Annotated in this window: 23 protein-coding genes; 8 read left to right on the plus strand and 15 right to left on the minus strand. The window is 56.5% G+C overall.

Features of this window, described 5'->3' with window-relative positions; translation table 11 throughout:
• Positions 1–41 precede the first annotated feature (41 nt).
• The 6 genes from PUV54_RS02270 to thiS form a co-directional block, all read right to left on the minus strand.
• Complete coding sequence (locus tag PUV54_RS02270) at positions 42–242, minus strand: hypothetical protein (RefSeq protein ID WP_274493898.1); 201 nt, start codon at positions 240–242, stop codon at positions 42–44.
• A gap of 9 nt (positions 243–251) precedes the next feature.
• On the minus strand, positions 252–2,909 hold the full coding sequence (clpB, locus tag PUV54_RS02275; RefSeq protein WP_274493899.1) for an ATP-dependent chaperone ClpB: 2,658 nt from the start codon (positions 2,907–2,909) through the stop codon (positions 252–254).
• A gap of 177 nt (positions 2,910–3,086) precedes the next feature.
• The gene (locus PUV54_RS02280; protein WP_274493900.1) at positions 3,087–3,419 is read right to left on the minus strand and encodes a hypothetical protein; all 333 of its coding nucleotides are present in this window, start codon (positions 3,417–3,419) and stop codon (positions 3,087–3,089) included.
• A 164-nt stretch (positions 3,420–3,583) separates the two neighbouring features.
• On the minus strand, positions 3,584–4,297 hold the full coding sequence (locus PUV54_RS02285) for a DUF4386 domain-containing protein (RefSeq protein WP_274493901.1): 714 nt from the start codon (positions 4,295–4,297) through the stop codon (positions 3,584–3,586).
• A gap of 22 nt (positions 4,298–4,319) precedes the next feature.
• Positions 4,320–5,090 carry a thiazole synthase gene (locus PUV54_RS02290; protein ID WP_274493902.1) on the minus strand — a complete coding sequence of 257 codons (771 nt, stop codon included), beginning with the start codon at positions 5,088–5,090 and terminating at the stop codon, positions 4,320–4,322.
• 3 nt (positions 5,091–5,093) lie between these two features.
• Complete coding sequence (gene thiS / locus PUV54_RS02295; protein WP_274493903.1) at positions 5,094–5,294, minus strand: sulfur carrier protein ThiS; 201 nt, start codon at positions 5,292–5,294, stop codon at positions 5,094–5,096.
• A gap of 108 nt (positions 5,295–5,402) precedes the next feature.
• Between thiS and aroQ the strand changes: the two genes are divergently transcribed.
• The 4 genes from aroQ (at position 5,403) to aat (ending at position 8,530) form a co-directional block, all read left to right on the plus strand.
• Positions 5,403–5,864: a type II 3-dehydroquinate dehydratase gene (gene aroQ, locus PUV54_RS02300; protein ID WP_274493904.1), complete on the plus strand. Its 462-nt coding sequence runs from the start codon at positions 5,403–5,405 to the stop codon at positions 5,862–5,864.
• Positions 5,865–5,899: 35 nt separating this feature from the next.
• The gene (gene accB, locus PUV54_RS02305; protein ID WP_274493905.1) at positions 5,900–6,382 is read left to right on the plus strand and encodes an acetyl-CoA carboxylase biotin carboxyl carrier protein; all 483 of its coding nucleotides are present in this window, start codon (positions 5,900–5,902) and stop codon (positions 6,380–6,382) included.
• A gap of 33 nt (positions 6,383–6,415) precedes the next feature.
• Positions 6,416–7,759, plus strand: a complete 1,344-nt coding sequence (gene accC, locus PUV54_RS02310) for an acetyl-CoA carboxylase biotin carboxylase subunit (RefSeq protein ID WP_274493906.1) — start codon at positions 6,416–6,418, stop codon at positions 7,757–7,759.
• A gap of 105 nt (positions 7,760–7,864) precedes the next feature.
• Entirely contained in the window at positions 7,865–8,530 is a 666-nt protein-coding gene (gene aat / locus PUV54_RS02315) for a leucyl/phenylalanyl-tRNA--protein transferase (RefSeq protein ID WP_274493907.1), read from the plus strand.
• Here aat and PUV54_RS02320 read toward each other — a convergent pair.
• From PUV54_RS02320 to PUV54_RS02330, 3 genes are read right to left on the minus strand one after another with little or no spacing between them, the layout of a single operon-like run.
• Complete coding sequence (locus tag PUV54_RS02320) at positions 8,482–9,144, minus strand: DUF2155 domain-containing protein (protein ID WP_274493908.1); 663 nt, start codon at positions 9,142–9,144, stop codon at positions 8,482–8,484. The genes aat and PUV54_RS02320 overlap by 49 nt on opposite strands.
• Positions 9,145–9,639: an outer membrane lipid asymmetry maintenance protein MlaD gene (gene mlaD, locus PUV54_RS02325; protein WP_274493909.1), complete on the minus strand. Its 495-nt coding sequence runs from the start codon at positions 9,637–9,639 to the stop codon at positions 9,145–9,147. It abuts the gene before it with no gap.
• A 25-nt stretch (positions 9,640–9,664) separates the two neighbouring features.
• Positions 9,665–10,072, minus strand: coding sequence for an NADH:ubiquinone oxidoreductase subunit NDUFA12 (locus PUV54_RS02330; protein ID WP_274493910.1), 408 nt, complete (start codon positions 10,070–10,072; stop codon positions 9,665–9,667).
• 225 nt (positions 10,073–10,297) lie between these two features.
• Here PUV54_RS02330 and PUV54_RS02335 point away from each other — a divergent pair, with 225 nt between their 5' ends.
• Positions 10,298–14,035, plus strand: a complete 3,738-nt coding sequence (locus tag PUV54_RS02335) for a vitamin B12-dependent ribonucleotide reductase (RefSeq protein WP_274493911.1) — start codon at positions 10,298–10,300, stop codon at positions 14,033–14,035.
• A gap of 133 nt (positions 14,036–14,168) precedes the next feature.
• A complete protein-coding gene (locus PUV54_RS02340) occupies positions 14,169–15,020 on the plus strand; it encodes a pentapeptide repeat-containing protein (RefSeq protein ID WP_274493912.1) in 852 nt (283 codons plus the stop codon).
• Here PUV54_RS02340 and PUV54_RS02345 read toward each other — a convergent pair.
• From PUV54_RS02345 to PUV54_RS02355, 3 genes are read right to left on the minus strand one after another with little or no spacing between them, the layout of a single operon-like run.
• Positions 15,017–15,853 (minus strand): transglycosylase SLT domain-containing protein, encoded by an 837-nt coding sequence (locus tag PUV54_RS02345; protein ID WP_274493913.1) that lies wholly within the window; start codon positions 15,851–15,853, stop codon positions 15,017–15,019. The two genes, PUV54_RS02340 and PUV54_RS02345, sit on opposite strands and share 4 nt — an antisense overlap.
• A gap of 60 nt (positions 15,854–15,913) precedes the next feature.
• Positions 15,914–17,041: a glycine oxidase ThiO gene (gene thiO / locus PUV54_RS02350; protein ID WP_274493914.1), complete on the minus strand. Its 1,128-nt coding sequence runs from the start codon at positions 17,039–17,041 to the stop codon at positions 15,914–15,916.
• Between the two features lie 57 nt (positions 17,042–17,098).
• Entirely contained in the window at positions 17,099–17,677 is a 579-nt protein-coding gene (locus tag PUV54_RS02355) for a hypothetical protein (RefSeq protein WP_274493915.1), read from the minus strand.
• 462 nt (positions 17,678–18,139) lie between these two features.
• On the opposite strand from PUV54_RS02355, the gene PUV54_RS02360 reads away from it, so the two are divergent.
• Positions 18,140–19,363, plus strand: coding sequence for a cation:proton antiporter domain-containing protein (locus PUV54_RS02360; protein ID WP_274493917.1), 1,224 nt, complete (start codon positions 18,140–18,142; stop codon positions 19,361–19,363).
• A gap of 141 nt (positions 19,364–19,504) precedes the next feature.
• Here the strand turns inward: PUV54_RS02360 and PUV54_RS02365 are convergent, their stop codons facing one another.
• From PUV54_RS02365 to PUV54_RS02375, 3 genes are read right to left on the minus strand one after another with little or no spacing between them, the layout of a single operon-like run.
• Positions 19,505–20,221, minus strand: coding sequence for a protein kinase domain-containing protein (locus PUV54_RS02365; RefSeq protein WP_274493918.1), 717 nt, complete (start codon positions 20,219–20,221; stop codon positions 19,505–19,507).
• A gap of 45 nt (positions 20,222–20,266) precedes the next feature.
• A complete protein-coding gene (locus PUV54_RS02370) occupies positions 20,267–21,439 on the minus strand; it encodes an isovaleryl-CoA dehydrogenase (RefSeq protein ID WP_274493919.1) in 1,173 nt (390 codons plus the stop codon).
• 50 nt (positions 21,440–21,489) lie between these two features.
• Positions 21,490–22,284, minus strand: a complete 795-nt coding sequence (locus PUV54_RS02375; RefSeq protein WP_274493920.1) for an ion transporter — start codon at positions 22,282–22,284, stop codon at positions 21,490–21,492.
• Between the two features lie 266 nt (positions 22,285–22,550).
• On the opposite strand from PUV54_RS02375, the gene PUV54_RS02380 reads away from it, so the two are divergent.
• A complete protein-coding gene (locus PUV54_RS02380; RefSeq protein ID WP_274493921.1) occupies positions 22,551–24,977 on the plus strand; it encodes a hypothetical protein in 2,427 nt (808 codons plus the stop codon).
• The last annotated feature ends 56 nt before the right edge of the window (positions 24,978–25,033 follow it).

Consider the following 25,033-nt stretch of genomic DNA (forward strand, 5'->3'; position numbering starts at 1 on the left):
CATACCGCGTGAGCGTCACGTCAGCCAGTCACAATCCAACGTTACTTCTTACGCTGCTCCGCAAGCACCTGTTTCACGTAAGTCTCGATATCGATATCGCCTGTGACGCGGCCTTTGATCTTTTCGCGAATTTTCGACGGCAACGTCGCCGGATCGATGGAACCGGCGTGTTTAACCGTATCGCGAATGAGCGCTTTTAAGGCTTCCTCTTCATCGGGCTTCCATGATTTCTTCTCGGCCATAAGACACCTTCAGTTCAGGAGTGCTCCAGCGGGCGGACCATCGGCGCCAGCGCCCAGTGAAAACGCATCGCGTCCGCCAACGGATTTACCTTCAATGGTCAGCCCATTGTCGTTCGCTGAAATCTCAAGCGTTGTTCCGTCGCTGATTTCACCAGCCAACAGCATTTCCGCCAGCGGATCCTGCAGCTTTTTCTGAATGACCCGCTTTAACGGCCGCGCGCCATAGACCGGATCATAGCCGTTATCGCCGAGCCAACCGCGCGCTTTATCGTCCAACACAAGGCTGATTTTTCTATCCGCCAGTAATTTCGAAAGCCGCGCGATCTGAATATCGACAATCGCATCCATGTTGCCGCGCGAAAGACGATGGAACAGAATGATCTCATCAAGACGGTTTAAAAATTCCGGACGGAATTTTGCTCGCACCGCTTCCATCACCTGCGGACGCACCGCATCAGAGTCCTGCCCTTCCGGCTGATTAGCTAAATATTCGGCGCCCAGGTTCGATGTCATAATGATCAGCGTGTTTTTGAAATCGACAGTATGACCCTGACCATCGGTCAAACGCCCGTCATCGAGAACCTGCAACAACACGTTGAAAACATCTGGATGGGCTTTTTCGATTTCATCGAACAACACAACTTGATAGGGCCGTCGTCGCACCCGTTCCGTCAGAACGCCACCTTCCTCGTAACCCACATATCCCGGTGGTGCGCCGATCAATCGCGCAACGGAATGTTTCTCCATGAACTCCGACATATCGATGCGCGCGATGGCGGTCTCATCATCGAACAAAAATTCGGCCAGCGCTTTTGTCAGCTCGGTCTTGCCAACCCCTGTAGGCCCAAGGAACAGGAACGAACCCATGGGCCGGTTCGGATCCTTGAGGCCCGCACGCGCACGGCGCACAGCAGAAGAAACGGCTGTCACGGCCTCGCGCTGTCCAATTACGCGTTTGCCTAGGCCATCTTCCATAGCCAGAAGTTTTTCCCGTTCACCCTCGAGCATCTTGTCGACGGGCACGCCAGTCCACCGTGAGACGACGCCGGCGATGTTTTCATCATCGACCACTTCATGCACGAGCGCCTTGGCTTTCGCTTCTTCGCCTTTTTCCTCAGCAGCGAAGAGCTGTTTTTCGAGCGCGGGAATTTCGCCGTATTTCAGCTCCGACGCACGACCGAGATCGCCGCGGCGTTCTGCATCCGCCAGTTGCTGGCGCGCTTGATCAAGCGTTTCCTTTAGCTTGGTCGCCGAAGCAAGACTGTCTTTTTCCGACTTCCAGCGCGCCGTCAGGTCGGCTGATTTCTGTTCGAGTTCTGACAATTCCTTGTCTAGTTTTTGCAAGCGGTCTTTTGAGGCTGAATCGGATTCTTTTTTCAGCGCCTCACGCTCGATCTTCATCTGAATGATGCGCCGGTCGAGTTCGTCGAGTTCCTCCGGCTTCGAATCCACCTCCATGCGCAACCGCGATGCTGCTTCATCAACAAGGTCAATTGCCTTATCGGGCAGGAAACGGTCTGTGATGTAGCGATTGGACAGGGTCGCTGCTGCAACAATGGCGCTGTCAGAAATCCGAACGCCGTGATGGAGTTCGTATTTTTCTTTCAGGCCGCGCAGGATCGAAATCGTATCTTCGACTGTCGGCTCGTCGATAAACACCGCCTGAAAACGCCGCGCGAGCGCCGCGTCTTTTTCGACATATTTCCGGTATTCATCGAGCGTTGTCGCGCCGATACAATGAAGCTCGCCACGTGCGAGTGCGGGCTTGAGCAGGTTCGACGCATCCATGGCGCCATCTGATTTACCCGCGCCAACCAGCGTATGCATCTCGTCGATGAAAAGAATGATTTGCCCGTCGGCGCTTGTCACTTCCTGCAAGACAGCCTTCAGGCGTTCCTCAAACTCACCGCGATATTTTGCGCCGGCGATGAGCGCGCCCATATCTAGCGCCAACAGTGATTTTTCTTTCAGGCTTTCAGGCACGTCGCCGTTGACGATACGCAAGGCGAGACCTTCAGCAATCGCAGTCTTGCCAACGCCCGGCTCACCGATCAGCACAGGATTATTCTTTGTACGGCGTGAGAGCACCTGCATGCCGCGGCGGATTTCCTCATCCCGCCCAATGACGGGGTCAAGTTTGCCGTCACGCGCCGCTTCAGTGAGGTCGCGCGCGTATCTTTTAAGCGCATCGTAAGCCTGCTCTGCCGACGCTGTATCGGCGGTGCGGCCTTTGCGGATATCGTTGATCGCTTCGTTGAGCTTGAGGGCAGTGACGCCCGCCTCTTTCAAAATCTTCGCCGTGCCGGCGTCTGGCTCCACCGCCAACGCGGTCAACAACCGTTCAGCGGTCACATATTTGTCGCCGGCTTTCTTGCCGATTTCTTCCGCCGTTGAAAAAACTTTCGCCGTCGGCGCGGCCATATAAACCTGGCCGTTACCGCCCTGTACTTGGGGCAGTTTCGAAAGCGCCTCATCGGTCAGTTGCAGCGCCTTGTCCGGCTGACCGCCAGCGGCCCTGATGAGGTTTGCCGCAAGCCCTTCCTGATCATCCAGAAGCGCTTTCAGAATGTGTTCGGGGGTGAATTGCTGGTGGTTGTCGCGCAAGGCTATCATCTGCGCGGCCTGGATAAGACCGCGTGCGCGGTCAGTATAGTTTTCAAATTGCATCACGACCTCAGTTTGAGCGTCTAATGGTTAAAGCGCCCCTAGTAGGCGACGCCGCTGTCGCAACTATAGATGGTGTCGTTTTGATCCAGCTCAAGCCCGAATTGGTAAATGAAATACAAAAAAAACCCGGCGATCCTAACGAGATCGCCGGGTTTTGAAAAATAGAGCTGGCTGGACTTATTCGCCGCCGTCTTTCTTTTCTTTCTTCATGGCGGCTTTTTCGGCCATCTTGGCTTCATGGTGGGCTTTGGCCTCATCAAGGGAAACCATGCCGTCATCGCCGGCGGCTTCGGCCCATTTGGTCCATTCTTTTTCGGCTTCAGCGCGCTTATAGGCAAGGTACTCCTCGCCGCTCACATTACCGTCGCCATTCGCGTCAACTTCTGCGAATTTTGCTTCCAGCTTCGCTTCCCAGTCCATCTCGCCTTTTTTCTCGTGATGTTCAGCGAAAGCGCTGGCGGCAGCGAGCGCACTCGCGCCGGCGATCAGTGCAAAAGTCGTTTTTTTCATGATGCTTCCCTTTAGGTTGCTTTGAATAGGCGCAGCAGAAATCACGCATCCGCTGCTGGTATATGCAGCTAACACGCGCCGGAAAGCTTAGTTGGTTACGGTTCGGTAAATCAAACTTACGGTTTCGTAATTTCAATGAGATCAATACTTTACGAAAGCTAATTTCATTCGTATGCGGCGTCCCACTTTTTGGAATTGACCCCGACAAACAAAAGCCAGAGACATAAGACACCCTCGCCTAATAAAGCAGGCAGCACCACGATATAAATCCCTAATCCCGCGAGCGGTCCACCGCCGCCAAACAACGCTTCTGAAAATCCGTCGATAATATAACCGGCGCCCGCAACCGTAACTAACACGCCAATAATTGTCGGCAAAAACGACGAACGCATAATCAAATAACCTAGCAACGCCAAATGGACGCCGAAAAAGATCAGCGTCAATGTAAACTCCGTGTTATGCGCGCCAATATAAAAATGAGGCCAAATATCCATGGCAGCAACGGATGCAGATGCGTCTGCAAGTTCCAGCGCTTTTGTTAAATTCAATACCACACCAATCTGGGCCACTGTATACGTCAAGCGAAACAACGCCGCTAGTAACGAGATATGTGGGTTTACGCCTTTCAGCAGAAGGTAGAGCGCCCAAGCAATAAATATATCCGCTAAGAGAACGATGAAAAAGCAAGCGACACCAAGCCGAAACAGGCTCTCATCTTGCCTGATGTTTGCAAGGGTCGCCACCGGATCGCCACTCACAACCAGCTTTGACAGAATGAAGAAGTTTGCAAAAATCGCCAGAACAAAAATGATAAGATAGTTGAATCCGGCGAACCGCGCGTAGGCTTTTGGTGCGGAAATCAAGTCATGCTGCGGCATTCTTTCCCCCTTCAATGACTTTTTAAATCAACCCCGCCAGCGGTGACGATGGATCCGCATAGCGCTTCTTCGGCATGCGACCTGCCAGATAGGCTTCGCGCCCTGCGATTACGGCGTTTTTCATGGCCGACGCCATCAGGATCGGGTCTTTTGCTTCCGCTATCGCGGTGTTCATTAAAACGCCGTCGCAGCCGAGCTCCATCGCCACCGCCGCGTCCGACGCCGTACCGACGCCTGCATCGACAATAACGGGTACGGACGATTGTTCAATAATGAGCCGAATATTCACCGGGTTGATGATGCCGAGACCTGACCCGATCAGCGAGCCCAATGGCATGATCGCGCAACAGCCGGCGTCTTCGAGCTTGCGCGCATAAACAGGGTCATCTGAGCAATAAACCATAACATCGAAGCCTTCCTTGATCAGAAGCTTCGCTGCGCGCAGCGTTTCTTCCATGTCAGGGTAAAGCGTTTTCTGGTCGGATAAGACTTCGAGCTTTACCAGCTCCCAGCCGCCGGCTTCTCGCGCGAGCCGCAATGTGCGGATAGCATCTTCGGCTGTAAAACAGCCTGCTGTGTTCGGCAGGTACACATATTTTTTCGGATCAAGGTAATCGACCAACAGAGGCTTGTCTTTGTCTGTGAGATTCACACGCCGTACTGCGACCGTCACCATCTCGGCGCCGGCGGCTTCGGCCGCTTGCGCATTCTGTTCGTAGGTCTCGTATTTTCCAGTACCGATGATCAGACGCGAAGAAAGTTTCCGGCCCGCCACTTCCAGTATGTCACCCATCAATCATCCGCCTCCGACAAACTGAACTATCTCTATTGTATCGCCGTCATTGAGCGCCGTTTCGCCGAATTGGGATTTCGGTACGATCTCCAGATTGCGCTCCACGGCGATCTTTTTTGGCTCCAGATCAAGAGCGGCTAACAACCCGGCGACCGTCATGGGCCCGTCGAGCCGTTTTTTACTACCGTTGACGGTAATATCCATGAAAATTCAACCACTTCCTGCTATTGCCGGGGCTATCAAAGCCCTCGTATATGTAGGCTTCTTATGCCGGGGCGTTAAGGGGCCTTTTGAAGCAGCAACGGAAAGCGAATGACGGCGCAGTCCATATTTGTCCTCAATGGGCCTAATTTGAACCTGTTAGGGACCCGCGAGCCTGAAATTTACGGCTCTGACACACTCGCTGATATCGAAAAGGCGACCAGAACCAGCGCCAAAGAATTGGGTTTTTCTGTTGAATTCCGGCAGTCGAATACCGAAGGAACGCTAGTCGATTGGGTTCAGGAGGCGGAGAAAGAAGCAACAGGCGTGATCATCAACCCGGGCGCCTACACGCATACCTCGATAGCGCTTCTGGATGCGCTCAAGGCTGTCTCGATCCCGAAAATTGAGCTCCACCTCTCTAATATTCACGCGCGGGAAGCTTTCAGGCGGCAATCGGTCACGGCCTCAGCGGTCGATGGCGTGATTATGGGGTTTGGCTCAGCGGGGTATCGCTTAAGCCTCGAAGCTCTTAAAAGCCTTCTTGAACGCCGCGTGGCCTCTCCTGCCTGAGGTGCGGGAAGATTTTGGAAATAAGCAGGAACTGCATGTCGGATAAAAAACATAAATCGGAACTTGGCGCTGAAACGGATTGGATTCGAGAACTCGCTGGCATCCTTGAAGAAACAGGCCTTACGGAAATTGAAATCGAAAAAGACGCTGTTCGTCTTCGCGTATCGCGACAGGGAGGCGTCGCCCCCTTGGCGGCTGCGCCAGTTGCCCAGCCCGCACCTGCTCCAGCATCGCCAACGGCTTCTCCGGCGCCATCAGCCCCATCGGCTTCAAATGCGGATCACCCAGGCGCCGTAAAATCACCAATGGTTGGCACCGCCTATCTTTCGCCCTCTCCTGGCGCTGATGCTTTCGCCAAGGAAGGCTCAACTGTCAGCGAAGGCCAGACAGTATTGATCGTCGAGGCCATGAAAACGATGAACCCGATCACGGCGCCGCGGTCGGGCACGGTAACGAAGGTGCTCGTTTCTGACGCTCAGCCAGTAGAGTTCGGCGAGCCATTGCTCATTATTGAATAATAAAACGCGCCAGTTCGCGCGCGACGGAAAGCTATGTTCAACAAAGTCCTGATCGCCAATCGCGGTGAAATCGCCCTTCGCATACACCGGGCGTGCAAGGAGCTCGGCATCGATACAGTGGCGGTGCACTCTACCGCCGACGAAGACGCCATGCATGTGCGCCTTGCCGATGAAAGCGTCTGTATCGGCCCGCCTGCGCCGAAAGATTCCTACCTCAATATTCCGGCAATCATATCGGCAGCGGAAATCACCGGCGCAGACGCCATTCACCCAGGCTACGGCTTTTTGTCCGAAAACGCCCGTTTTGCTGATATCGTCAAAGCTCACAACATTACGTTTATCGGTCCCGATGCAGAACATATCCGTGTTATGGGCGATAAAATCGCCGCTAAGGAAGCGGTCGGCAAAGCCGGCATACCGTTAGTTCCCGGATCTGAAGGCGCATTGCAGTCTTACGAGGAAGCGCGCGTCGAAGCCGAGAAAATTGGCTATCCCGTTCTTGTGAAGGCGGCTGCCGGCGGCGGCGGACGCGGCATGAAAGTCGCAAAAACGGCGGCCGATCTTGAAGAAGCCATGTCCACCGCCAAGGCGGAAGCCAAAGGCGCTTTCGGCGACGATGCAGTTTATCTCGAAAAATACCTCCAGCTGCCGCGCCATATCGAACTCCAGATCATCGCTGACAGCCACGGCAATGTGGTTCAGCTTGGCGAGCGTGACTGCTCATTACAGCGCCGCCACCAGAAAGTTTTGGAAGAAGCGCTGTCACCTGCGCTGACCGATAAAGAGCGCGCAAGAATCGGCGAGACGGTGCGCAAGGCTATCGAAAAGATAGGATATCTCGGCGCAGGCACCATCGAATTTCTTTATGAGAACGGCGAATTTTATTTCATCGAAATGAATACTCGTCTTCAGGTGGAACACCCTATTACGGAGCAGGTGACGCGCATTGATCTTGTTCGTGAGCAAATCATGGTCGCGGCCGGCGCTAAACTGGGCTTTAGCCAGAAAGACATCGCATTTCGAGGTCACGCCATAGAGTGCCGCGTGAACGCAGAGGATCCACGCACATTCCGTCCCTCGCCAGGTCAGGTTACGCAGTTCCATCCCGCAGGAGGGCCAGGCGTCCGGTTCGATTCGGCTGTCTATACCGGCTACAAAATTCCTCCCTATTACGACTCCATGATTGGCAAGCTGATCGTTTACGGCGAAGATCGCGCGCATTGCATCGCGCGGCTAAGACGGGCTCTATCGGAAATGGTCTTTGTGGGCGTCGATACGACGGTGCCGTTATTCATGGATCTTGTCGAAGATCCTGAATTTCAAAAAGGCGATTATCACATTCACTGGCTGGAACAGTGGCTCGAAAAAAGCGCTTAGAGTTTGCCATCAGCTTCCGCTTAGCGGGAAATCAACAGATTAAATCGTTAACAGGATTTGACGTTCCGGTTGAACACCGGGTCCGGCGCGACGCATAATAAGCGCATGCCGCGTGATTCCACTCATACCATTCCGGCCGCTGATGTCCTGAGAGCTTATCGGCTCGGTTACTTCCCAATGGCGCGCACACGCGATGATGCAGATGTTGTCTGGGTGCTGCCGGACGAACGCGGCATTATCCCGCTCGAAGAAGCCCGCGCGCCAAAACGGCTGATCAAATTTGTTAAATCAGAGCCTTTCGAAATTCGCGTAAACACGGCATTTGCAGATGTGATCTCAGCCTGCGCGCAGACAACAAAGGCGCGCCCGGACACCTGGATTAATGACGCCATTATCGAGGCTTATTCGGAATTGCACTATGAAGGTCATGCCCATTCAGTTGAGTGCTGGCGTGATGGCAGGCTTGTCGGCGGTCTTTACGGTGTCGTGATGGGCGCTGCTTTCTGCGGCGAAAGCATGTTCTCACGCGAAGACAACGCCAGCAAAGTTGCTATGCTCTATTTAATCGCCAGGTTAAAACAGGGTGGATTTCAATTCATCGATGCACAATTTTACAATGAACATCTAACGCAGTTTGGCCTGATTGGTGTTGACGATGCTGATTATCAAGTGATGCTGGCGGACGCGCTTAACGCAACAGCAGACTTTTTCGCCGCGCCTGATCAGTTCTCGACTACTTGTGTGGTGCAATCGATTACCCAGACGTCGTAGACCGGGTGCTCCAGCGCGTTGAGCGCCGGCGATGATGCAAACATCCAGCCGCGAAAGATATTAACGCCCTCGGCTTGCGGGCCTTCCTCGACAATCGGCGCGGGAGCTTGCAATTCTACCGGTTCGAATTGCGGCGCATCGCCGACAGCTTCACCCGGTAGCACTTCCAGCTCCTGGGCTTCAATTTCGTCTTCAATGATTTCCGGCTCAGTGAATTTCAGGTCACTTTCGCGGTTGTTATATTCGGTATCAAATATTTCAAGAAAAGCTGTTGTTTCCGGAAACTCTTCCGGCGGGCGCTTATCGCAAGTGCGTGGCTGAATTTCGAGCGAGCCGAAGCGCGCAATCTGGTTCATTTCGATTTCGATATCCGTGTACCGCGCAGTAGTTTTATTTAAGGCGCGCATAGTGACTGAAACCGGTTCACGCTGTTCTGACTCAATCACGCCAGCGAAAGGGTCGTCTTCAGACCGTGACAGAAGTTCGAGTTCGCTTAGCTCCTCGTCCGCTTCATTTTCTTCTATTCCTGCGAGCGGATCTGTCGGCTGAGATTCTTGCGCGACCGCGCTTACGGAAAAAACGCTTGCAGCGACAACTAAAGAAACGCAACGCATTTAAAAATCTCCGAGCGGGTCGTCCGCATTTTGCGCTTTTTTGCCACTGCCTGACTGGCTCGTGAAAGCCTGCACAGCGAGGCCCAATAAGTCCACAGAACCTTGGGTGATCGTAATCCTGTCGCCTTCGCGCAGCATTTCTTCAGCAGCGCCAGGTTCGATCGCAATATGCGCGCCACCCAAAAGACCGTCCGAAACAACCTTGGCTACAGAATCCTCGGGAACGCCAATGCCATTATCAATGGCGAGGGAGACCATGGCTTCGTAGGTCTTAAGGTCAAGGTTGTTGGCGGCGACCGTGCCCACTTTGACGCCGGCAATGCGCACGTCTGAACCGACCGTTACGCCATCGACTTTACCGAATACCGCCTCCAGGCGGTAATGCTCCTTACCAAATACGTTGCCGCTGGCGCCATAAGCGTAAACCATGAAGGCGGCGGCGACCGTAATGACGATGACGCCGACAACCGTTTCAAAAAATCCTGCTCGTGACATCGCTTCCTCCTATGGCCTGCCTGACTTAAGCGTTTTCGGGCGACCACGCTTCGTAATCGTCATTGACGTCCGCCGGCCCGTCCGCGCGCGAAAGGCTACCCTTAGGATGATAGGCGAGCGGCGTGCCGGTCATGTTGGGCAGATGATCCTTCTCGAAGGCGCGACGGGTCAAGGGCGTCGAGGTCGGCGCTTCCTCAAATGTGTGGTGTAGCCAGCCATGCCAGTCAGACGGCACCCGCGAAGCCTCCGCAACGCCATGATAGACAACCCAGCGGCGCGGCTTTGTTCCTTCGCTGCCGGGCAGGCTTGGGGACTTCTCCTCGTAGTAGCGATTGCCTTGCTCATCTGTGCCGACAAGGCGGCTCCTTTTCCAGAGCGTAAATGACGTGCCGAAAGTGGTTGAATTCCACCAGGTGAATAACTGTGAAAACATCTAAAATCCTGTCTCGCCGCTGCAACCTAACCGGGTCGCGCGGCGCGAATATGGCGCCCGTTCTCCCGCCTCGCAATAGATAGGCGCCGGGAGCCGAAAACGCTGATTTTAGGCGGAATTTACCGCGCAAAAAGCGCCACATATGGTGGAGCTGCGGCTTTCGGGACACTATATTAACAATCACCACGCCCGAATCAGGCCAGATGGCCGGCTGGAGCGAATCAGATGCGCATTGAACGCCGATTTACGGAAGAAAACGGCGCGCCTTATGGCGCGCCCCCGAACGGTATTGTTTTTCGGCGTGCGGATTCTGAAATCCGTTCGATAACGGGCGATATTCTTTTCGAAACCCGCGACCTTGAGGTTCCCAAAAGCTGGAGCCAGACGGCGGTCGATATCCTCGCTCAGAAATATTTGCGCAAAGCAGGCGTTCCCGCCGCCACAAAAAAAGTCGCCGAGAAAGGCGTGCCGGCGTTCCTGCAGCGGTCGATGCCAGACATTAAAGCACTCGCGAAACTTCCCGCCGATCAGCGCTACGGACCGGAGACGTCGGCGAAACAGGTTTTCGACCGAATGGCTGGCGCCTGGACCTATTGGGGCTGGAAGGGCGGCTATTTCGACGACGAGCAAGCGGCGCAAAACTTCATGGACGAAATGCGCGCCATGCTGGCGATGCAGATGGCGGCGCCGAACTCCCCGCAATGGTTCAATACAGGGCTGCACTGGGCGTATGGCATTGACGCGGTCGGTCAGGGACATTTTTACGTCGATGATAAAACCGGACGTCTGACGGAATCCGAAAGCGTCTACGAACGCCCGCAACCCCATGCATGTTTCATTCAATCCGTTGACGACAGCCTTACCGGCGACGGCGGCGTCATGGATTTGTGGAAGCGCGAGGCTTTGCTGTTCAAATACGGTTCCGGTTCGGGCACGAACTTTTCGAATATACGAGGGCAGGATGAACCGCTGTCGAGCGGCGGAAAAAGCTCCGGTCTTTTGAGCTTCTTGAAAGTGGGCGACGCGGCGGCTGGCGCGGTAAAGTCCGGCGGCACGACACGGCGGGCTGCGAAAATGGTTGTCGTTGACGCCGACCATCCTGACATAGAAGACTTCGTTTCGTGGAAGACGCGCGAGGAAGAAAAAGTCGCCATGCTGGTGGCCGGTTCGCGCGCCATGGCGAAACATTTGCCGCTTGTTCTCGCCGCCTGTTGGGTGGATGAAAACGATGAGACGCGGTTTGAGCCGAAAACGAACCCGCATCTGAAAGCTGCTATCAAAGCCGCCAAGAAGGCGTTCATCCCCGAACCGTCGATCAAACGCATCATCGATTTCGCCCGTCAGGGTTATCGTGAGATCGTTGTCGATAAGTACGACCTCGACTGGGACTCTGAAAGCTATCGCACCGTTTCTGGCCAGAACGCTAACAATTCCGTACGCGTCACCGACGACTTTTTGAAAGCGATCAATGATGACGACGTCTGGTCCCTCACCCGGCGCACGGACGGCAAGACGACAAAGCGCCTTCGCGCACGGGCGCTGTGGAGCAACATTTGTTCCGCGGCATGGACCTGCGCTGATCCGGGATTGCAGTTCCATGATACGATCAACGCCTGGCATACTTGCCCTGAAGGCGGCGAAATACGGGCGTCCAATCCGTGCTCGGAATACATGTTCCTTGATGATACGGCTTGTAACCTCGCCTCACTGAATCTGCTGAAGTTCAAAACCGAAGACGGCTTTGATGTCGAAAGTTTTGAACATGCCTGCCGTTTGTGGACGCTGGCGCTCGAGATTTCCGTGATGATGGCGCAATACCCGTCCGCGGAAATCGCAAAACGTTCTTTCGACTACCGCACGCTCGGTCTTGGCTATGCCAACCTTGGCGGCGTCCTGATGTCGTCCGGCATCGCTTATGACAGCGAGGAAGCGCGTTCGTTCGCCGCCGGCGTCACTGCGCTGATGACCGGCGCGGCTTACCGCGCGAGCGCCGAGATGGCGTCCGCCGTCGGCCCGTTCGAAAAATATAATGACAATCGCGAAGCCATGTTGCGCGTGTTGCGCAATCATCGCCGGGCTTGCGTCGGCACGGCGATTGGCGGCGCCTTTGAAGGCCTGACTACAGAACCCATGCAGCTCGATGCTGACGCGGCTCCATTCAAAAATGTCACGGACGCCGCACGTCGCGTATGGAACGAGGCTTACGAACTTGGCGCCATCAACGGTTTCCGCAACGCGCAAGTGACGGTGATCGCACCAACCGGCACCATCGGTCTTGTCATGGACTGCGACACGACGGGCATCGAGCCGGACTTCGCGCTGGTGAAGTTCAAAAAACTCGCCGGCGGCGGCATGCTGAAGATCATCAACCAGTCCGTGCCCGCCGCCTTGCGCGCGCTCGGTTACGCTGACAACGAAGTCGACGACATCACCCTTTACGCCATCGGTCGCGGCACCATGAAAGACGCGCCAGGCGTCTGCCTTGACGATCTGCGGCGCGAAGGATTTGAAGACCGCCACATCAAAGCGCTGGAAGAGCGGCTCAAAACGTCCTTCGATCTTACCTATGCTTTCACGCCGCATGCGTTGGGTGAAGATTTCTGCACCAACGTCCTTGGCATGCATGAAACGCAGCTTTCCATGACGGGATACGAAGTGCTGCGTTTCCTTGGCTTCGCGGATGAAGAAATTCACCAGGCCAATCTTTTCTGTTGCGGCGCCATGACGGTCGAGGGCGCGCCGCATTTGAAAGAAGAACACTACGCGGTCTTTGATTGCGCGACGCCTTGCGGCCGCATCGGAACGCGTTCGTTGAGCGTTGAAGCGCATCTTTCCATGATGGCGGCGGCGCAGCCCTTTATCTCCGGGGCCATTTCGAAAACAGTGAACTTGCCGGCGCATGCCTCCATCGGCGATTGCGCGCAAAGCTATCTTCTGGCATGGCGCATGGGGCTCAAATCCATCGCACTTTACCGCGACGGGTCGAAACTCTCGCAACCGCTCGCCTCTTCTCTTCTCGCTGCGGACAGCGATGAGGAAGAAGACGAACTGCAGGAAGAGATTGCCGCCGCGCCTTCGACTGAAAAATCCAAACTTGTCGCTGAGCGGATCGTCGAACGCATTATCGAGCGCACGCCGGGGCGACGGCGCCTGCCTGACCGCCGCAAGGGCTATATTCAAAAAGCCATTGTTGGCGGCCACAAAGTGTACTTGCATACGGGCGAGTTCGACGATGGCGAGATTGGCGAAGTCTTCATCGACATGCATAAGGAAGGCGCTGCGTTCCGTTCGCTCATGAACAACTTCGCCATCGCGGTGTCGCTCGGTTTGCAATACGGCGTGCCGCTTGAAGAGTTTGTCGATGCTTATGTATTCACGCGGTTCGATCCGTCTGGTCCCGTGCAGGGCAATGATCAGATCAAGAACGCGACGTCGATCCTCGATTATATTTTCCGCGAACTGGCGATTTCCTATCTGGGCCGTACCGACCTCGCCCACGTAAACCCCGAAGAGTCCGCGGTCGACGCCATTGGCCGCGGGGTCAACGAAGAAAAAACGCAAGCCGACGCCACAAAACTTATTTCCAAAGGCTTCTCGCGTTCGACGGTGACGGACAATCTCGTGATCCTGCGCGGCGGTGATTTTGACCGGCTTCGCGACGGCGCTGAAAACAACAGCGCCAACGAAAACAATTATGACGACGCCGTGGATGTTGAGATCGAAGAAGAAGAAATCAAAGCCGAAAGCCCGCCGGAAATCGAAGCGCAGATTGCGAAGCTCGCCGACGCCGTAAACCAAAAAGCGCCAAGGGGTGTTCTGGCGACGCCAGGCAACAAGCGCTCCGAAGCACGCATCAAAGGCTATGAAGGCGACGCCTGCCCCGAATGCGGGCAGTTCACGATGGTCAGAAACGGCGCGTGCCTGAAATGTGAAAGTTGCGGCGCATCGACAGGCTGTTCGTAAACGCTTGTTAACGCTGTTTGCCTTTGTAAGTCTGACATTTTCCCGCAAGGGGACAATTCGATATTTACCCTTAAGCGATCGTTGACATCCGCAAGGCAAGATCACTCCATCAATCCTTGGGGAGACTATCGCGATGAAACTGATCGCGCTTATCGTCATACTAATGATCGCGGTCCTTTCGGTCGTGACGACGATTACGCCTGGATCGAACTCATACAAGAAACCGAATCCGGTGGCGGAGATCGGCAAGGAGATCGCCAAACCACTCGCGCAAGTCGAGCAGATCGGCCCTGAACTGACGCGCGCCCTTGATGGTGCGGGGGTAAAATTACCGTCCATTACAGGCCCGAAAAAAGACAAAACTAAAGACACCGGCCACACGCTTCAGGATTTCACCGGATCTGTTTTTTCCAACATGGATTTGCCGCGAACCAACTTCGCAAGCTCGGTGCTTTCCGGCGCGCAATTCAATGATGCGCTGATGGACGGCGCAAGCCTTGAAGGCGCAAGCGGCGAAACGGTCAATTTCAAAGGCGCGCGCATGGCGAAATCCAATTTGAACGCCGCCATGTTTTCGAACAGCGATTTTTCCGGCGCCGAACTGCGCGAAGCGAAAGCGCGCGCGGGCGTGTTTGACGGATCGAAATTCGTCGATAGCGATTTTTCCTTTGCTTCCTTTGCCGGTGCAAATGTTTCAAACGCGGACTTTCGCGCCGGTTATGGCGCAGGCGCATCTTTCGTCGGCGCCAAGGCACAAGGCGCAATTTTTGACGGCGGCGATCTGACCGGCGTGCGATTTGTGAACGCCTCGCTTGAAAAGGCGACTTTTTCAGCAGCCAATTTAAAAGCAGCAGACTTCACCGGCGCGAAACTGCACGGCGCTGATTTGTCTGGCGCAGTCAATGTAACGACCGAACAACTGGCCAATGCATGCGCGTCAAGCGACACCAAGCTTCCTGAAGGCGTTACGGCGCCGCGCTGTTAAAACCGGTCTTCCCGATCAGAATTACGATCATCGCGCATCAGCGTTGCATCAAGCGCATCGATAACGCCGAGCGCCATGGCGCTTAGACCGCCGCCCGATGAAACCACCGCGCGTGCGGGCGCCGAAAACGTATCGGCGATAAAACTTTTGTAGGCCGCGACCGGCGCAAATGACTTTGTCTCCGACGCATTTGTATTCTGCGCCGTGGAAATAACCTTCGCCGTTTCGCCCATGGATTTTGCAATGGACGCAACGACTTCGCCTACCGTTTTTGCACGCGCGCCGTCGTAGAATACAGGCTTGTTGGCCGCCGCTGCTCTTGGAAGCAAGTCGGCGGCTTTTGTGCTGGCGGCGGCGGAAAGAAGTTTCACCGCGCCCGCTGGCCCCAGAAAATGCGCCGTATAAAGGTCAGCGCTTGTTACCGCGCGGCCAAGGCGCGATTCCAACGCCCGCTTGTTTTCATTGGCCAGCTCGCCCGCCATGGCGGAGGCTTTGTCGGCGTCAAATCGTAAATTCAAAACTGCCTGGCGTTCAGCGGGATCAGCAACAGCATAGCGACCATTGGCGTTGCGCGTGATCTTCGCCGCCACATCCCCTAGCCCATGACCGGCGCCGTATTTCTTGACGGTCGCGAGCCAGGTTTGCTCGATGAACTGAAAAAGGCCGGCTGCGCTTGAAGTCTTTGCTTTCGCATTGGGATCGAAGCCGCTTTCGCGCGCCGCCATCTTCATCAGAAAGTCGAAATGAGCGCCCGTCGACTGCGACGCACGTTTGACCGCGCCGGTGACAAGCGCGGCGCCGGTATTTCCTGCGCTGGCGATTTCTGACGTCATAACGCCCCGTTGTTCAAAACGTTTTCCGCTTCAATTTGCGATTGATTTGTCAATAAAGCGCTAACCATGTTGCAGCGCCTTGTCTTTGCCGAAGCGGGATGGGTTAAAACTTTCTAAATATTCGCTCGCCTCGCCGTCGAGGATGAGCGCCGTCATTTCCTGTGCACTCGCTGGCGCATGGAGAACGCCGTTGCGGTAATGGCCCAGCGCCAGATAAACGCCCGTGTCCGTCTGGCCGAGGATGGGCGCGGCGTCCGGCGTGCCGGGGCGAAGACCGGTCCAGCGTTCAAGTTCTTTGGAGCCCTTAAGCTGCGGCGCGGCGATGGCGGCGTTGGCTTGCAGCGTCTCGATGGCTTTGGCATCCACCGCGTCGCCGTCGCGCCCGTATTCTTCGCTGGCGCCGATCACCAGCCGTCCGCCCGCCTTGGGGCAAAGGTAAGCGCCCGGCGCGCGCACGACACGGGTGAGAAAGCCCTCTTCGATTTCTATCGCCGTGGCGTCGCCTTTTACGGGGAAGACGAGGCCGGCATCGACAAGTCCGCTGACGGCGCCGCCGGCGACAACAATCTTGCGCGCGGAAAAAGCCTCGCCGCTGAATGTTGTACAACGAGGCCCGTTGTCTTCAACGTCAATGCGCGCAACCTTTTCAGGGAAAAGTTGTACAGCTTTTTTCTCAACGGCGGCGCGCAGTGCGATCAGCAATCGTTTCGGGTCAACTTGTGCATCGTTCGGCGCCCACAACGCGCAGAGAATTTCTTTCGAGAGCGCCGGTTCCATGGCGCGCGCATCGTCGCCGGAAATGATCGATGCATCGCCGCCACGCGCGGCAACGCGCGACGCCTGTTCGCCCAATTCATTCGCATGCGCTTCGGTGTAGGCAAGGCCAAGGGCGCCGTCGCCGCGAAAGTCGATGAATTGACCCGTTTCCTCTTCAAGCGCCGCCGCATAGTTGGGCCATAATGACAAGGAATGCGCGCCAAAATGATAAAGCGCTTCGCTGACACAATCGCCGCCGTGCCCATGCTCAAACGACGGCGCGAGCATGCCCGCGGCTGCATTGGTCGCGGGTGGGACGCTAACACTCGCGTCGAACAAGGCCAGTTCAGCCCCGCGCGCGGCAAGCGCCCGCGCCAGCGACATGCCGATTACGCCGCCGCCGATGATGGCGATGTCAAAGGTCTTTTTCATTCAGCGTTCTTATGTCGGTTGTGAAGCCTCATGTCATCCTTCTTTGAAATCAGTCCTTTAGGACTGTTCCTTCAAGTCCTTCGTTTCAACCACCGGAAAAGCGATGAGCCGGGTTTTTTCGCGCGAGCCAGCCGATGAGCCGAAAAAGTAATTGACCACCGCCGCCGTCATGGTGGCGAGCGCGCCAAGCATGATCGAGAATTCTGTTTCGGCGCCCACGGGCAGTTTTTTCGCGACCATAACGCCGAGCACGATAAAGAACCCCAGGATTACCAGCGCGCCGAGCGCAGACGGCGTCCAGTCATTCATTTTGATCTGGCGTTCGCGTGCATTGGCGCGATCGCCGGCGTCAATGCGCAATTCCTCAACACTCGCCTGACGCAACGCGATCTGAAATTCCTGTTCAGCTTTTTTCAGCGCGATCAAATGTTCGGGGCTTGCGCGTTCCAAAGTTTGCGCCAGCGTTTCCTCGTCAACATCATCGCCGCCGAATATAGCGCGCGACAATTGCGAAACCGCTGCGCCGGCGAGCGGCCCGCCAAGCGCGGTTGCAATCCCCGGCGCAATGCCGGCGATAATCTTTTTTATTTTCCCGCGCGTTTTGCCTTTTTCATTGCGTTCTGAAGAAGCGGCCATAAGCGACTCTTTTCATTAGGTTCGATTTAGAATGTGACGGGAAGCATAAGGGCGAAAAAAAAGTGGTGGAGTGAATTTGGGCGCGGGTCCCAAATTCACGAAAGCGGTCAGGCTGAACGCGTTACAAGTCACACTTTTTCGGCGACCGGAAGTATCCGGCCACAGCTTTTACGGCGCATCTGTAGCGAGCGGCGCAACACCAGAACAATGACGAAACAATTTCTTGTTCGTCCCGCTGCGTTTGCTTCGCAAACGGTCAGGACGAACTTCATGTTATCATGAACTGTCGCAGACTATCCGTTTTTCGAAAATCGACGGAACCATGCGGGCAGATACACCGCATGCGGTCTATTCTTAAACAAAATTCAATTTGCAATTGCGGACGGATCAACTCATTGTCGCGAGAAATGATTCGGCGCCGGTGAAAAGGGCCGATCAGCAACAGCGGTTTTGAAAATCCCTATGGTTCTTGCGCTCGCTGCGGTTCTTTGCACCGCAACATTCTGGATTCTGAAGTCCGCTGACCGCCGCCGCAGCGCGGCGCTGGACGCCGTATCCCGCGCGCCTGTGTTGTTGATCGCTATTGGCGCTGCCATCTCGATCATCTGGCGGACATCGTCTGCACCGTTCGCCCCGTCTGAATGGACCGCTGCCGGGGCCGACGTCATGCTCGCCGCACTCGCCTTTGCCGCTGCGGCGCAATTCAGGATTTCCAAGCTCGCCAGCGTCTGTCCGGCCTCGTTCAGGCTGACCATCGGCGGCGCGCCGCTGTTCCTGATCGTCTGCGGGCTTTCCGCTTTCATTCTGGTGCCGCAGCTTTCTTTCAGCGCAGCGTTTTTATTAGCTGGCGCATTGACCCTGAACGGCGCGGCGTTTGACCGCCGGGCCGTCACCGACGCCCCGGCGCCGTCCACATTGAAATCCGCTGTGCGATTGGAAAGCGCGGCAATCCTGGCGCTTGGCATTCCTGTGGCTGTCATGCTCGAAGCCATCGCCACCGCTGCGCCGCAGGGCATGCCGCTGGTAACGCCAGTCTATGAGGCCGCGCGTTCGTTCTTCCTCGCATTCGCCATTGGCGGGGGGCTCGGCTTGGGAGCGGCGCATCTCGGCAACAAACCGCAACACAAAAACCGCCGCACTCAACTCGCTATTGGCGCAGGGTTGCTCGCCGTTTTGATCTCGCCTGTTGTTGGCGCGCACCCCGTGATCGCCGCCGCCGCCGCTGGCCTCCTGTGGGGTGAAGACACCCGCGCCGCCGTGATGCCGCGCGTGCGCCTGCGCCGTCTTGCGGAACGCAACATTGCGCCATTTGCCTATTTCGGTTTCGGCGTGCTGTTAGGCCCGCGCATTTTACAGGCGGATTTGTTGTCGATTGTGTTCGCCGCCGCCGCCGTCACGGTCATGCGCGCAGGCCCGAGATTGTTCTCGCTCAAGAAGACGACGCTGCCGAAAGAAAGCCAGATGTTCCTCGCCTGGTTCGGCGGGGCGCCGGGCGCGGCCTCGGCCCTGTTCCTCATTTCGCTGTTCGACGCGCCGTCAATCGTCGCGCAGGATGCAATCCTGACCGTCGGGGCGCTGGCCGTCACCTTCGGCGTCGTCGCTGCAAGACTGACCTCCCGCCCGCTGGTGAAGCTACTCTTGAAAGAAACGGCGCTGGCGAAAAAGCGGGCAAGGTTTGCGGGTTAGTTTTCTTACCTTGATCCGAACACCCCGACGAAAGTCGGGGCCCAGTAAAAGCTTATGTCGGGCAAAGCCCGTCTTTCTAATTACGACTGGTTCCCGGCTTGCGCCGGGATGAGCGGATGATGGTAACTTCTTGACGTCACCTCACCACTCAAACGTCTCGAGATGCGCGCGCAGGTGAAACACCGTCGGGAATTTTTTGAGAATTAAGTCCGAGCGGTTGCCCATGCAGATGTCGCGGATCGCTTGCGGCTGTTTCTTGTAGTGATCGCGCCCGCCGACAATATCGTATAAAAGCCGCGCGATGGCGAGAACGTCCGCGCGCCGTTCCGTCGCCGGGGTGCGGCCCCATTCGTGAAAATCGATGGTGCGCAGGCGAAAGAAAACGCCGTTGCGTTCGACGAAAATGTTTCCCTTGTGAAGATCGCCGTGGAACTCTTTACGCGCGTGAATTTCTTCAATTCCGGTCGTCAGCGCATGAATAAGGTTAAGCGCCTCAAACGGCGGCATACGCCCGCCGCGATAGCCTTTCAGCATGTCCTCCAGAATGGCGCCGGCGAAATATTCGCTGATCAGGCAATAGATGAAACGGTCGTTGATCCACACTTCCTCAGCGTGGAGGTATTTCACGACAATGTCGCAATCGCGCAAGGCGTCGAGCTTGCGCGCATAACGGATGAACCGTTTCGAATTGTGCTCTTTCGATTTGAAATAAAGCTTCGCCGCACGGGTGAGGCCCGTTGCTTTCTCGCGGATTTTATAGACCTCGCCCTCGGTGCCAGCGCCGATGCGCTCGATCACCTCATAGCGCCAGGTCAGCCGGTCGCCTTTGGAAAGGCCGAAAGAGTTATTCTTGCTCATTGACCAACAAAGGTCGCATTTTTTAGCGCGGGCCGCAAAGGCGATTTATCCCGTCTTTGAAAAGATCTCGCGGCCGATCAGCATACGGCGCACTTCAGAGGTGCCGGCCCCGATCTCATAGAGTTTCGCGTCGCGCAACAGCCGTCCGGTCGGATACTCGTTGATATAACCATTGCCGCCGAGAAGCTGGATGGCGTCGAGTGCAACCTGCGTCGCCTTTTCGGCTGCAAAGAGAATACACCCCGCCGCGTCCTGGCGGGTGGTCTCGCCCCGGTCGCAGGCTTTCGCCACCTGATAGACGTATGACTTCGCGGCGTTGGTTGTCACATACATGTCGGCGAGCTTGGCCTGCACCAGTTGGAACTCGCCAATGGATTTGCCGAACTGTTTGCGCTCGTGAATATAAGGGATCACCACGTCGAGACAGGCCTGCATGATGCCGGTGGAACCCGCCGCCAGCACCGTGCGCTCGTAATCGAGGCCCGACATTAAAACGCGCACGCCGTCATTGACCTCGCCCAGCACGTTTTCTTCCGGCACTTCGCAGTCTTCGAACACAAGCTCGCAGGTGTCGGAGCCGCGCATGCCGAGCTTGTCGAGCTTTTGCGCCGTTGAAAATCCTTTAAAGCCTTTCTCGATCAGAAACGCGGTGATGCCGCGCGGGCCGGCGTCCGGCTCGGTCTTGGCGTAGACCACCAGCGTATCGGCGCCAGGGCCGTTGGTGATCCACATCTTGTTGCCGTTGAGGATATACCGGTCGCCTTTTTTCTCGGCGCGCGTTTTCATGGAAACAACATCCGAACCGGCGCCCGGTTCCGACATGGCGAGCGCGCCTAAATGTTCGCCGGAGATGAGCTTCGGCAGATATTTCGCCTTCTGCTCTTTATTGCCGTTCAAATTGATCTGGTTGACGCAAAGATTCGAGTGCGCGCCGTAAGACAAACCGACTGCGCCGGATGCGCGGGAGATTTCCTCCATCGCTACAGCATGGGCCACATAGCCGAGACCGGCGCCGCCATACTCCTCATCGGCAGTGATGCCGAGAAGGCCGAGCTCGCCAATTTCCGGCCAGAGGTCGCGCGGAAACAAATTCTTTTCATCAATTTCCGCCGCGCGCGGCGCCAGACGGTCCGCCGCCCAGCGGGCGACCATGTCGCGCATTTCCTCAATCATCGGATCAAGGTCGAACTTCATAAAGGCTTGTGAATTTGAGCGCATACTTGCGCCTCCCTAGCAGTATCTGTCGCTTTTTCGACCTTGATACTCCCCTAGGGCCTTGGGGGCAAACGCTTCGATAATTCCTCGATATCTTTCCGGAGGGCGCCGATTTCGAGACGGATAATCTTTTGCCCGTCAATGACTTCATCGACCACAGGTTCGGAGTCCTCTTCCACCACGCGGACAACGATGGCGACGAAGAGGTTGAGCATCGTAAACGTCGCGATCAGCACGAAGGTGAGAAAGAAGATCCATGACCGCTCGTGGGTCTGGCTTACCTTGCCGGCAATGTCCGGCCAGCCTTCCAGCGTCATCACCTGAAACAGCGTGTACATCGCCTGGAACACATTGCCGAACAGTTCCGGATGCTCGCCGCCATAAAGGTTAGAGCCGATGACGGCGAAAACATAGACGATCAACGCCAGCACCACCCCGACAGAGGAAATGCCGGGAATGGAGTCGAGCAACGCTGACACAACTACGCGCATGCGCGGGATGACGGTGATGACGCGCAACACCCGCAACACCCTGAACGCACGCAATGCGGCGAGGCCCGACGTCGCTGCTGCGATGGAAACGGCGACAATCAGGAAGTCGAAAATATTCCAGCCGTTTTTAAAATAGGCCGCGCGATAGGCGATGATGCGCATGCCGATTTCAACCACGAACGCATAGACGATCACCCGGTCCGCCGCGTGCAGGAATGATCCCGCAGTGGTGTCGACACCGTCAAAAGTCTCCGCGCCGAGGACCACCGCATTGATGATGATCAACGCCAGCACCACCACCTGAAAAATGCGGTGCTCCACAAATCGCTGTAACGGCGTCAGATCTGCGGCGGTCATAATGGCGGCGGGACTTTCTGGGGAAAACTGGAACCAACGGTGGATTTAAGCTCATTAACGGGATTCTGAACCACCGCTAACCCGCTGATGTCGCGGCTCCGGGCGTCAATGAATTCTTGCTGAAAGGAAATCAGCGAAAATGGCGGCAATCGGCCTCAATCGATTGGCGCGCCTTGCAAATTCGGCTATGCGGAATTGTTGCCGGGCCGCAAAATGGGCGCTACGCCCTATGGAGGTCCATTTCAGATCGTAGATGCGAGCCGCCCTTGACCGAGCCTGCTGACAAAGACGCTCCCGACCACGACGTCAATGAAGACGCAAAGAACGCTGCGGAAGACGCCGAACGCGTTCGGTTCAGAAGCATCGTAGAGGCGGAAGGGCGCGACGCCGACCTGCCGCGGGGGTTTCATCTGGTGCGGCGGGACGAGCGGCGATGGAACGCCATGAGCCGCCAGATCTGGCAGGTGGCGAGACTGACGGCGGTTTTCGTCATCGTCGCCATCTTGCTCGGCCTGCCCATCGGCAACTGGCTCGCACACTCGCAAATTGAACGGATGACGGGCGTTGAGCGTCCTTGGAATCCCCTCGCCATTTTCGAGATGGAAACGCTTCTGTTTGCGTTCATCCTGCCGGTGATGGTGCTGTTTGTCGGCTATGCGCTCTCGCGCATCCTCACCATGCTGAACGCGGCGGAGTCCATCGCGGTCGCCGCGCAGCGCTTCGTGACGCCGGACGTCACCGCCGTTGAGAACGTCAACACGGTTGGCGCGGTTGTCGAAACCCATATGGCGACGCTGAATGAGGGGCTTGATAATGCATTGACGCGCCTCGCCTCGGTCGAAGCCATGATCCGCCAGCATGTTGAAGCCATTGAAATCGCCGGCGACGCCATCGATCAGAAGGCGGCGAGCGCTGTCGGCCGGGTCGCCGATGAACGCTCGCGGTTGATGGAGCTGACAGAAAGTTTAAACGCGCACGCAGACAGTTTCGCCGCGGCCATAGCCGAAAAAGCGAACGCGACGATTGAATCGCTGCAGTCGGCGGAAACGCTTTCAAAGCAATCGGAACAGGAATTTGACGACCGCTTGATCAGGCTGGAGACGGCGGCCGAGCGTGCGTTCAACAGTTTTGAATCCTTGCGTGAAGCGCTGCGCGACGTTGACGAAAGCATGCGCAATTCCGCGCAGTCTATTGACGCGTCATCCGAAGAAACGCGCAAAGCCATGGAACGCGCCAACGCCGCAGCGGACGCGGCCGCCGAGTCCGCCGCCCGCAACGCCGCCAATATCGGCGCGGCGGCATCGAGAGCCGGCGACGAGGCCAAGAAGGCTGCTGACCATGCAATTGAGACAGCGCGCGAGCACGCCGAACGATCCTCTCGCGGCGCCATCGAAGCGGCCAGTGAAGAATCCGAACGGGTTCAGGACGCAGCCGCAAAGGCTCTTGAAGAAATCACGAAATCAACCTCCGGCGCCCTCGCTGCTGCAACCGAAGGCGCCACGAAAGCAACGAAAGCCGCCGAAGATGTCTCTGAAGCTGCGCGCAAATCAAGCGAAGCGGCGGAAAAGGCCTCAAGCGACGTTACCGCCGCCAGCGAACGCGCACGCAAGAGTTCAGAAGACGCGATGAAAATCGCCGAGACAGAAGCAACGCGCATTGAAGAACGCAATCAGGCGCTGGCCGAAGCGCGCGCTGCTCTCGAAAAAGAAAACGCCCGCCTTGAGTCGCTGATTGAAGAACAAAGAAAACGCGCCGACCGGCTTGCTGAAGCGATTTCTTCACAAACCGATCGTCTGTCGCGTCTCGCCGAAGCGCAATTGCGCGAACAGGAAGCGGCGGCCCGCCTCGCCCTCGCTCAGAACGAAATGCAGGAGCGCGCAGATCGTCAGGCGGCGGAGCGAAAAGCGGCGGAAAAGAAAGCCGCCGAAGAGAGGCTGGAAAAAGAACTGAAGGCGCAGGCGGAAGCGGATAAGCAGGCGGAAGAAGCCAAAAAGGCTGGCGTCGCCCAGGCGGCGCTCGATCTTGGCGCGGCGTCGCGTACCGAACCGAAAGTCATCAAACCGGTATTGCCAGACCCGAAGAAAGTGAAAACCACGAACGGCGCCGGCGCGGCGCGTCTTGATGAACTCGCGCGCGATATCGCTGAACGGCGCCCTTCGAAAGGCGGCAAGCGAAAAGAACCACCGCTGACTCTCGGCAGGACCGATAGCGCGCGCAAAAAGGGCGACGTTTCCTGGCGTGAAATTCTCGACGCTGCTGATGACGGCGCGCCGCTCGATCTCGGCGCCGCCGCCAAGGAAGCGGAAGCCAAAGCGGCGAAAGAGCAGGAAGACGCTGAGAACGCGATCCGCATTATCGCGCGGCTGCAGGATTTTACGTATCACCTTGAAACGCGGCTTTACGGCGACCCGCCGCCTGCCCTGCAGGAGCGATTTGACAAAGGCGACCGTAATGTCTTTGCAAACCGGCTATTGCGGCTCAATGAAGCAGACGTAAAACGCCGCATACGGACAGAGTCAGGCCGCGACCGGAAATTTGAGAACGGCGTTCATGAGTTCCTGCAAGGGTTCGAGCAGTTGCTGGAAGACGCCACCACCTCAGAAACGGCTGATGAGGAACTCGAGGAATATCTAAGTTCGCCCCTCGGGCGGGTTTACCTGCTAATCGGCGCGACGGTCGGCTATTTCGCGTGATTTCAAAGCGTTCTAGTACACGATGCTTTCCACCGCTCACCCCGACGCAAGTCGGG

The organism is Hyphococcus flavus (assembly GCF_028748065.1).
In the GTDB taxonomy this organism is placed as follows: domain Bacteria; phylum Pseudomonadota; class Alphaproteobacteria; order Caulobacterales; family Parvularculaceae; genus Hyphococcus; species Hyphococcus flavus.

Bases quoted from the DNA above. Each gene is read 5' to 3' on its own strand.
- PUV54_RS02365 (WP_274493918.1), bottom strand. From the start codon at position 20,221: ATGAGCAAGAATAACTCTTTCGGCCTTTCCAAAGGCGACCGGCTGACC.
- thiS (WP_274493903.1), bottom strand. From the start codon at position 5,294: ATGGATATTACCGTCAACGGTAGTAAAAAACGGCTCGACGGGCCCATG.
- PUV54_RS02330 (WP_274493910.1), bottom strand. From the start codon at position 10,072: ATGTTTTCACAGTTATTCACCTGGTGGAATTCAACCACTTTCGGCACG.
- PUV54_RS02345 (WP_274493913.1), bottom strand. From the start codon at position 15,853: ATGACGTCAGAAATCGCCAGCGCAGGAAATACCGGCGCCGCGCTTGTC.
- PUV54_RS02280 (WP_274493900.1), bottom strand. From the start codon at position 3,419: ATGAAAAAAACGACTTTTGCACTGATCGCCGGCGCGAGTGCGCTCGCT.
- PUV54_RS02340 (WP_274493912.1), top strand. From the start codon at position 14,169: ATGAAACTGATCGCGCTTATCGTCATACTAATGATCGCGGTCCTTTCG.
- aat (WP_274493907.1), top strand. From the start codon at position 7,865: ATGCCGCGTGATTCCACTCATACCATTCCGGCCGCTGATGTCCTGAGA.
- thiO (WP_274493914.1), bottom strand. From the start codon at position 17,041: ATGAAAAAGACCTTTGACATCGCCATCATCGGCGGCGGCGTAATCGGC.
- PUV54_RS02375 (WP_274493920.1), bottom strand. From the start codon at position 22,284: ATGACCGCCGCAGATCTGACGCCGTTACAGCGATTTGTGGAGCACCGC.
- PUV54_RS02355 (WP_274493915.1), bottom strand. From the start codon at position 17,677: ATGGCCGCTTCTTCAGAACGCAATGAAAAAGGCAAAACGCGCGGGAAA.
- PUV54_RS02370 (WP_274493919.1), bottom strand. From the start codon at position 21,439: ATGCGCTCAAATTCACAAGCCTTTATGAAGTTCGACCTTGATCCGATG.
- PUV54_RS02335 (WP_274493911.1), top strand. From the start codon at position 10,298: ATGCGCATTGAACGCCGATTTACGGAAGAAAACGGCGCGCCTTATGGC.
- PUV54_RS02320 (WP_274493908.1), bottom strand. From the start codon at position 9,144: ATGCGTTGCGTTTCTTTAGTTGTCGCTGCAAGCGTTTTTTCCGTAAGC.
- PUV54_RS02360 (WP_274493917.1), top strand. From the start codon at position 18,140: ATGGTTCTTGCGCTCGCTGCGGTTCTTTGCACCGCAACATTCTGGATT.
- accC (WP_274493906.1), top strand. From the start codon at position 6,416: ATGTTCAACAAAGTCCTGATCGCCAATCGCGGTGAAATCGCCCTTCGC.
- PUV54_RS02285 (WP_274493901.1), bottom strand. From the start codon at position 4,297: ATGCCGCAGCATGACTTGATTTCCGCACCAAAAGCCTACGCGCGGTTC.
- PUV54_RS02270 (WP_274493898.1), bottom strand. From the start codon at position 242: ATGGCCGAGAAGAAATCATGGAAGCCCGATGAAGAGGAAGCCTTAAAA.
- aroQ (WP_274493904.1), top strand. From the start codon at position 5,403: ATGACGGCGCAGTCCATATTTGTCCTCAATGGGCCTAATTTGAACCTG.
- clpB (WP_274493899.1), bottom strand. From the start codon at position 2,909: ATGCAATTTGAAAACTATACTGACCGCGCACGCGGTCTTATCCAGGCC.
- mlaD (WP_274493909.1), bottom strand. From the start codon at position 9,639: ATGTCACGAGCAGGATTTTTTGAAACGGTTGTCGGCGTCATCGTCATT.
- accB (WP_274493905.1), top strand. From the start codon at position 5,900: ATGTCGGATAAAAAACATAAATCGGAACTTGGCGCTGAAACGGATTGG.
- PUV54_RS02290 (WP_274493902.1), bottom strand. From the start codon at position 5,090: ATGGGTGACATACTGGAAGTGGCGGGCCGGAAACTTTCTTCGCGTCTG.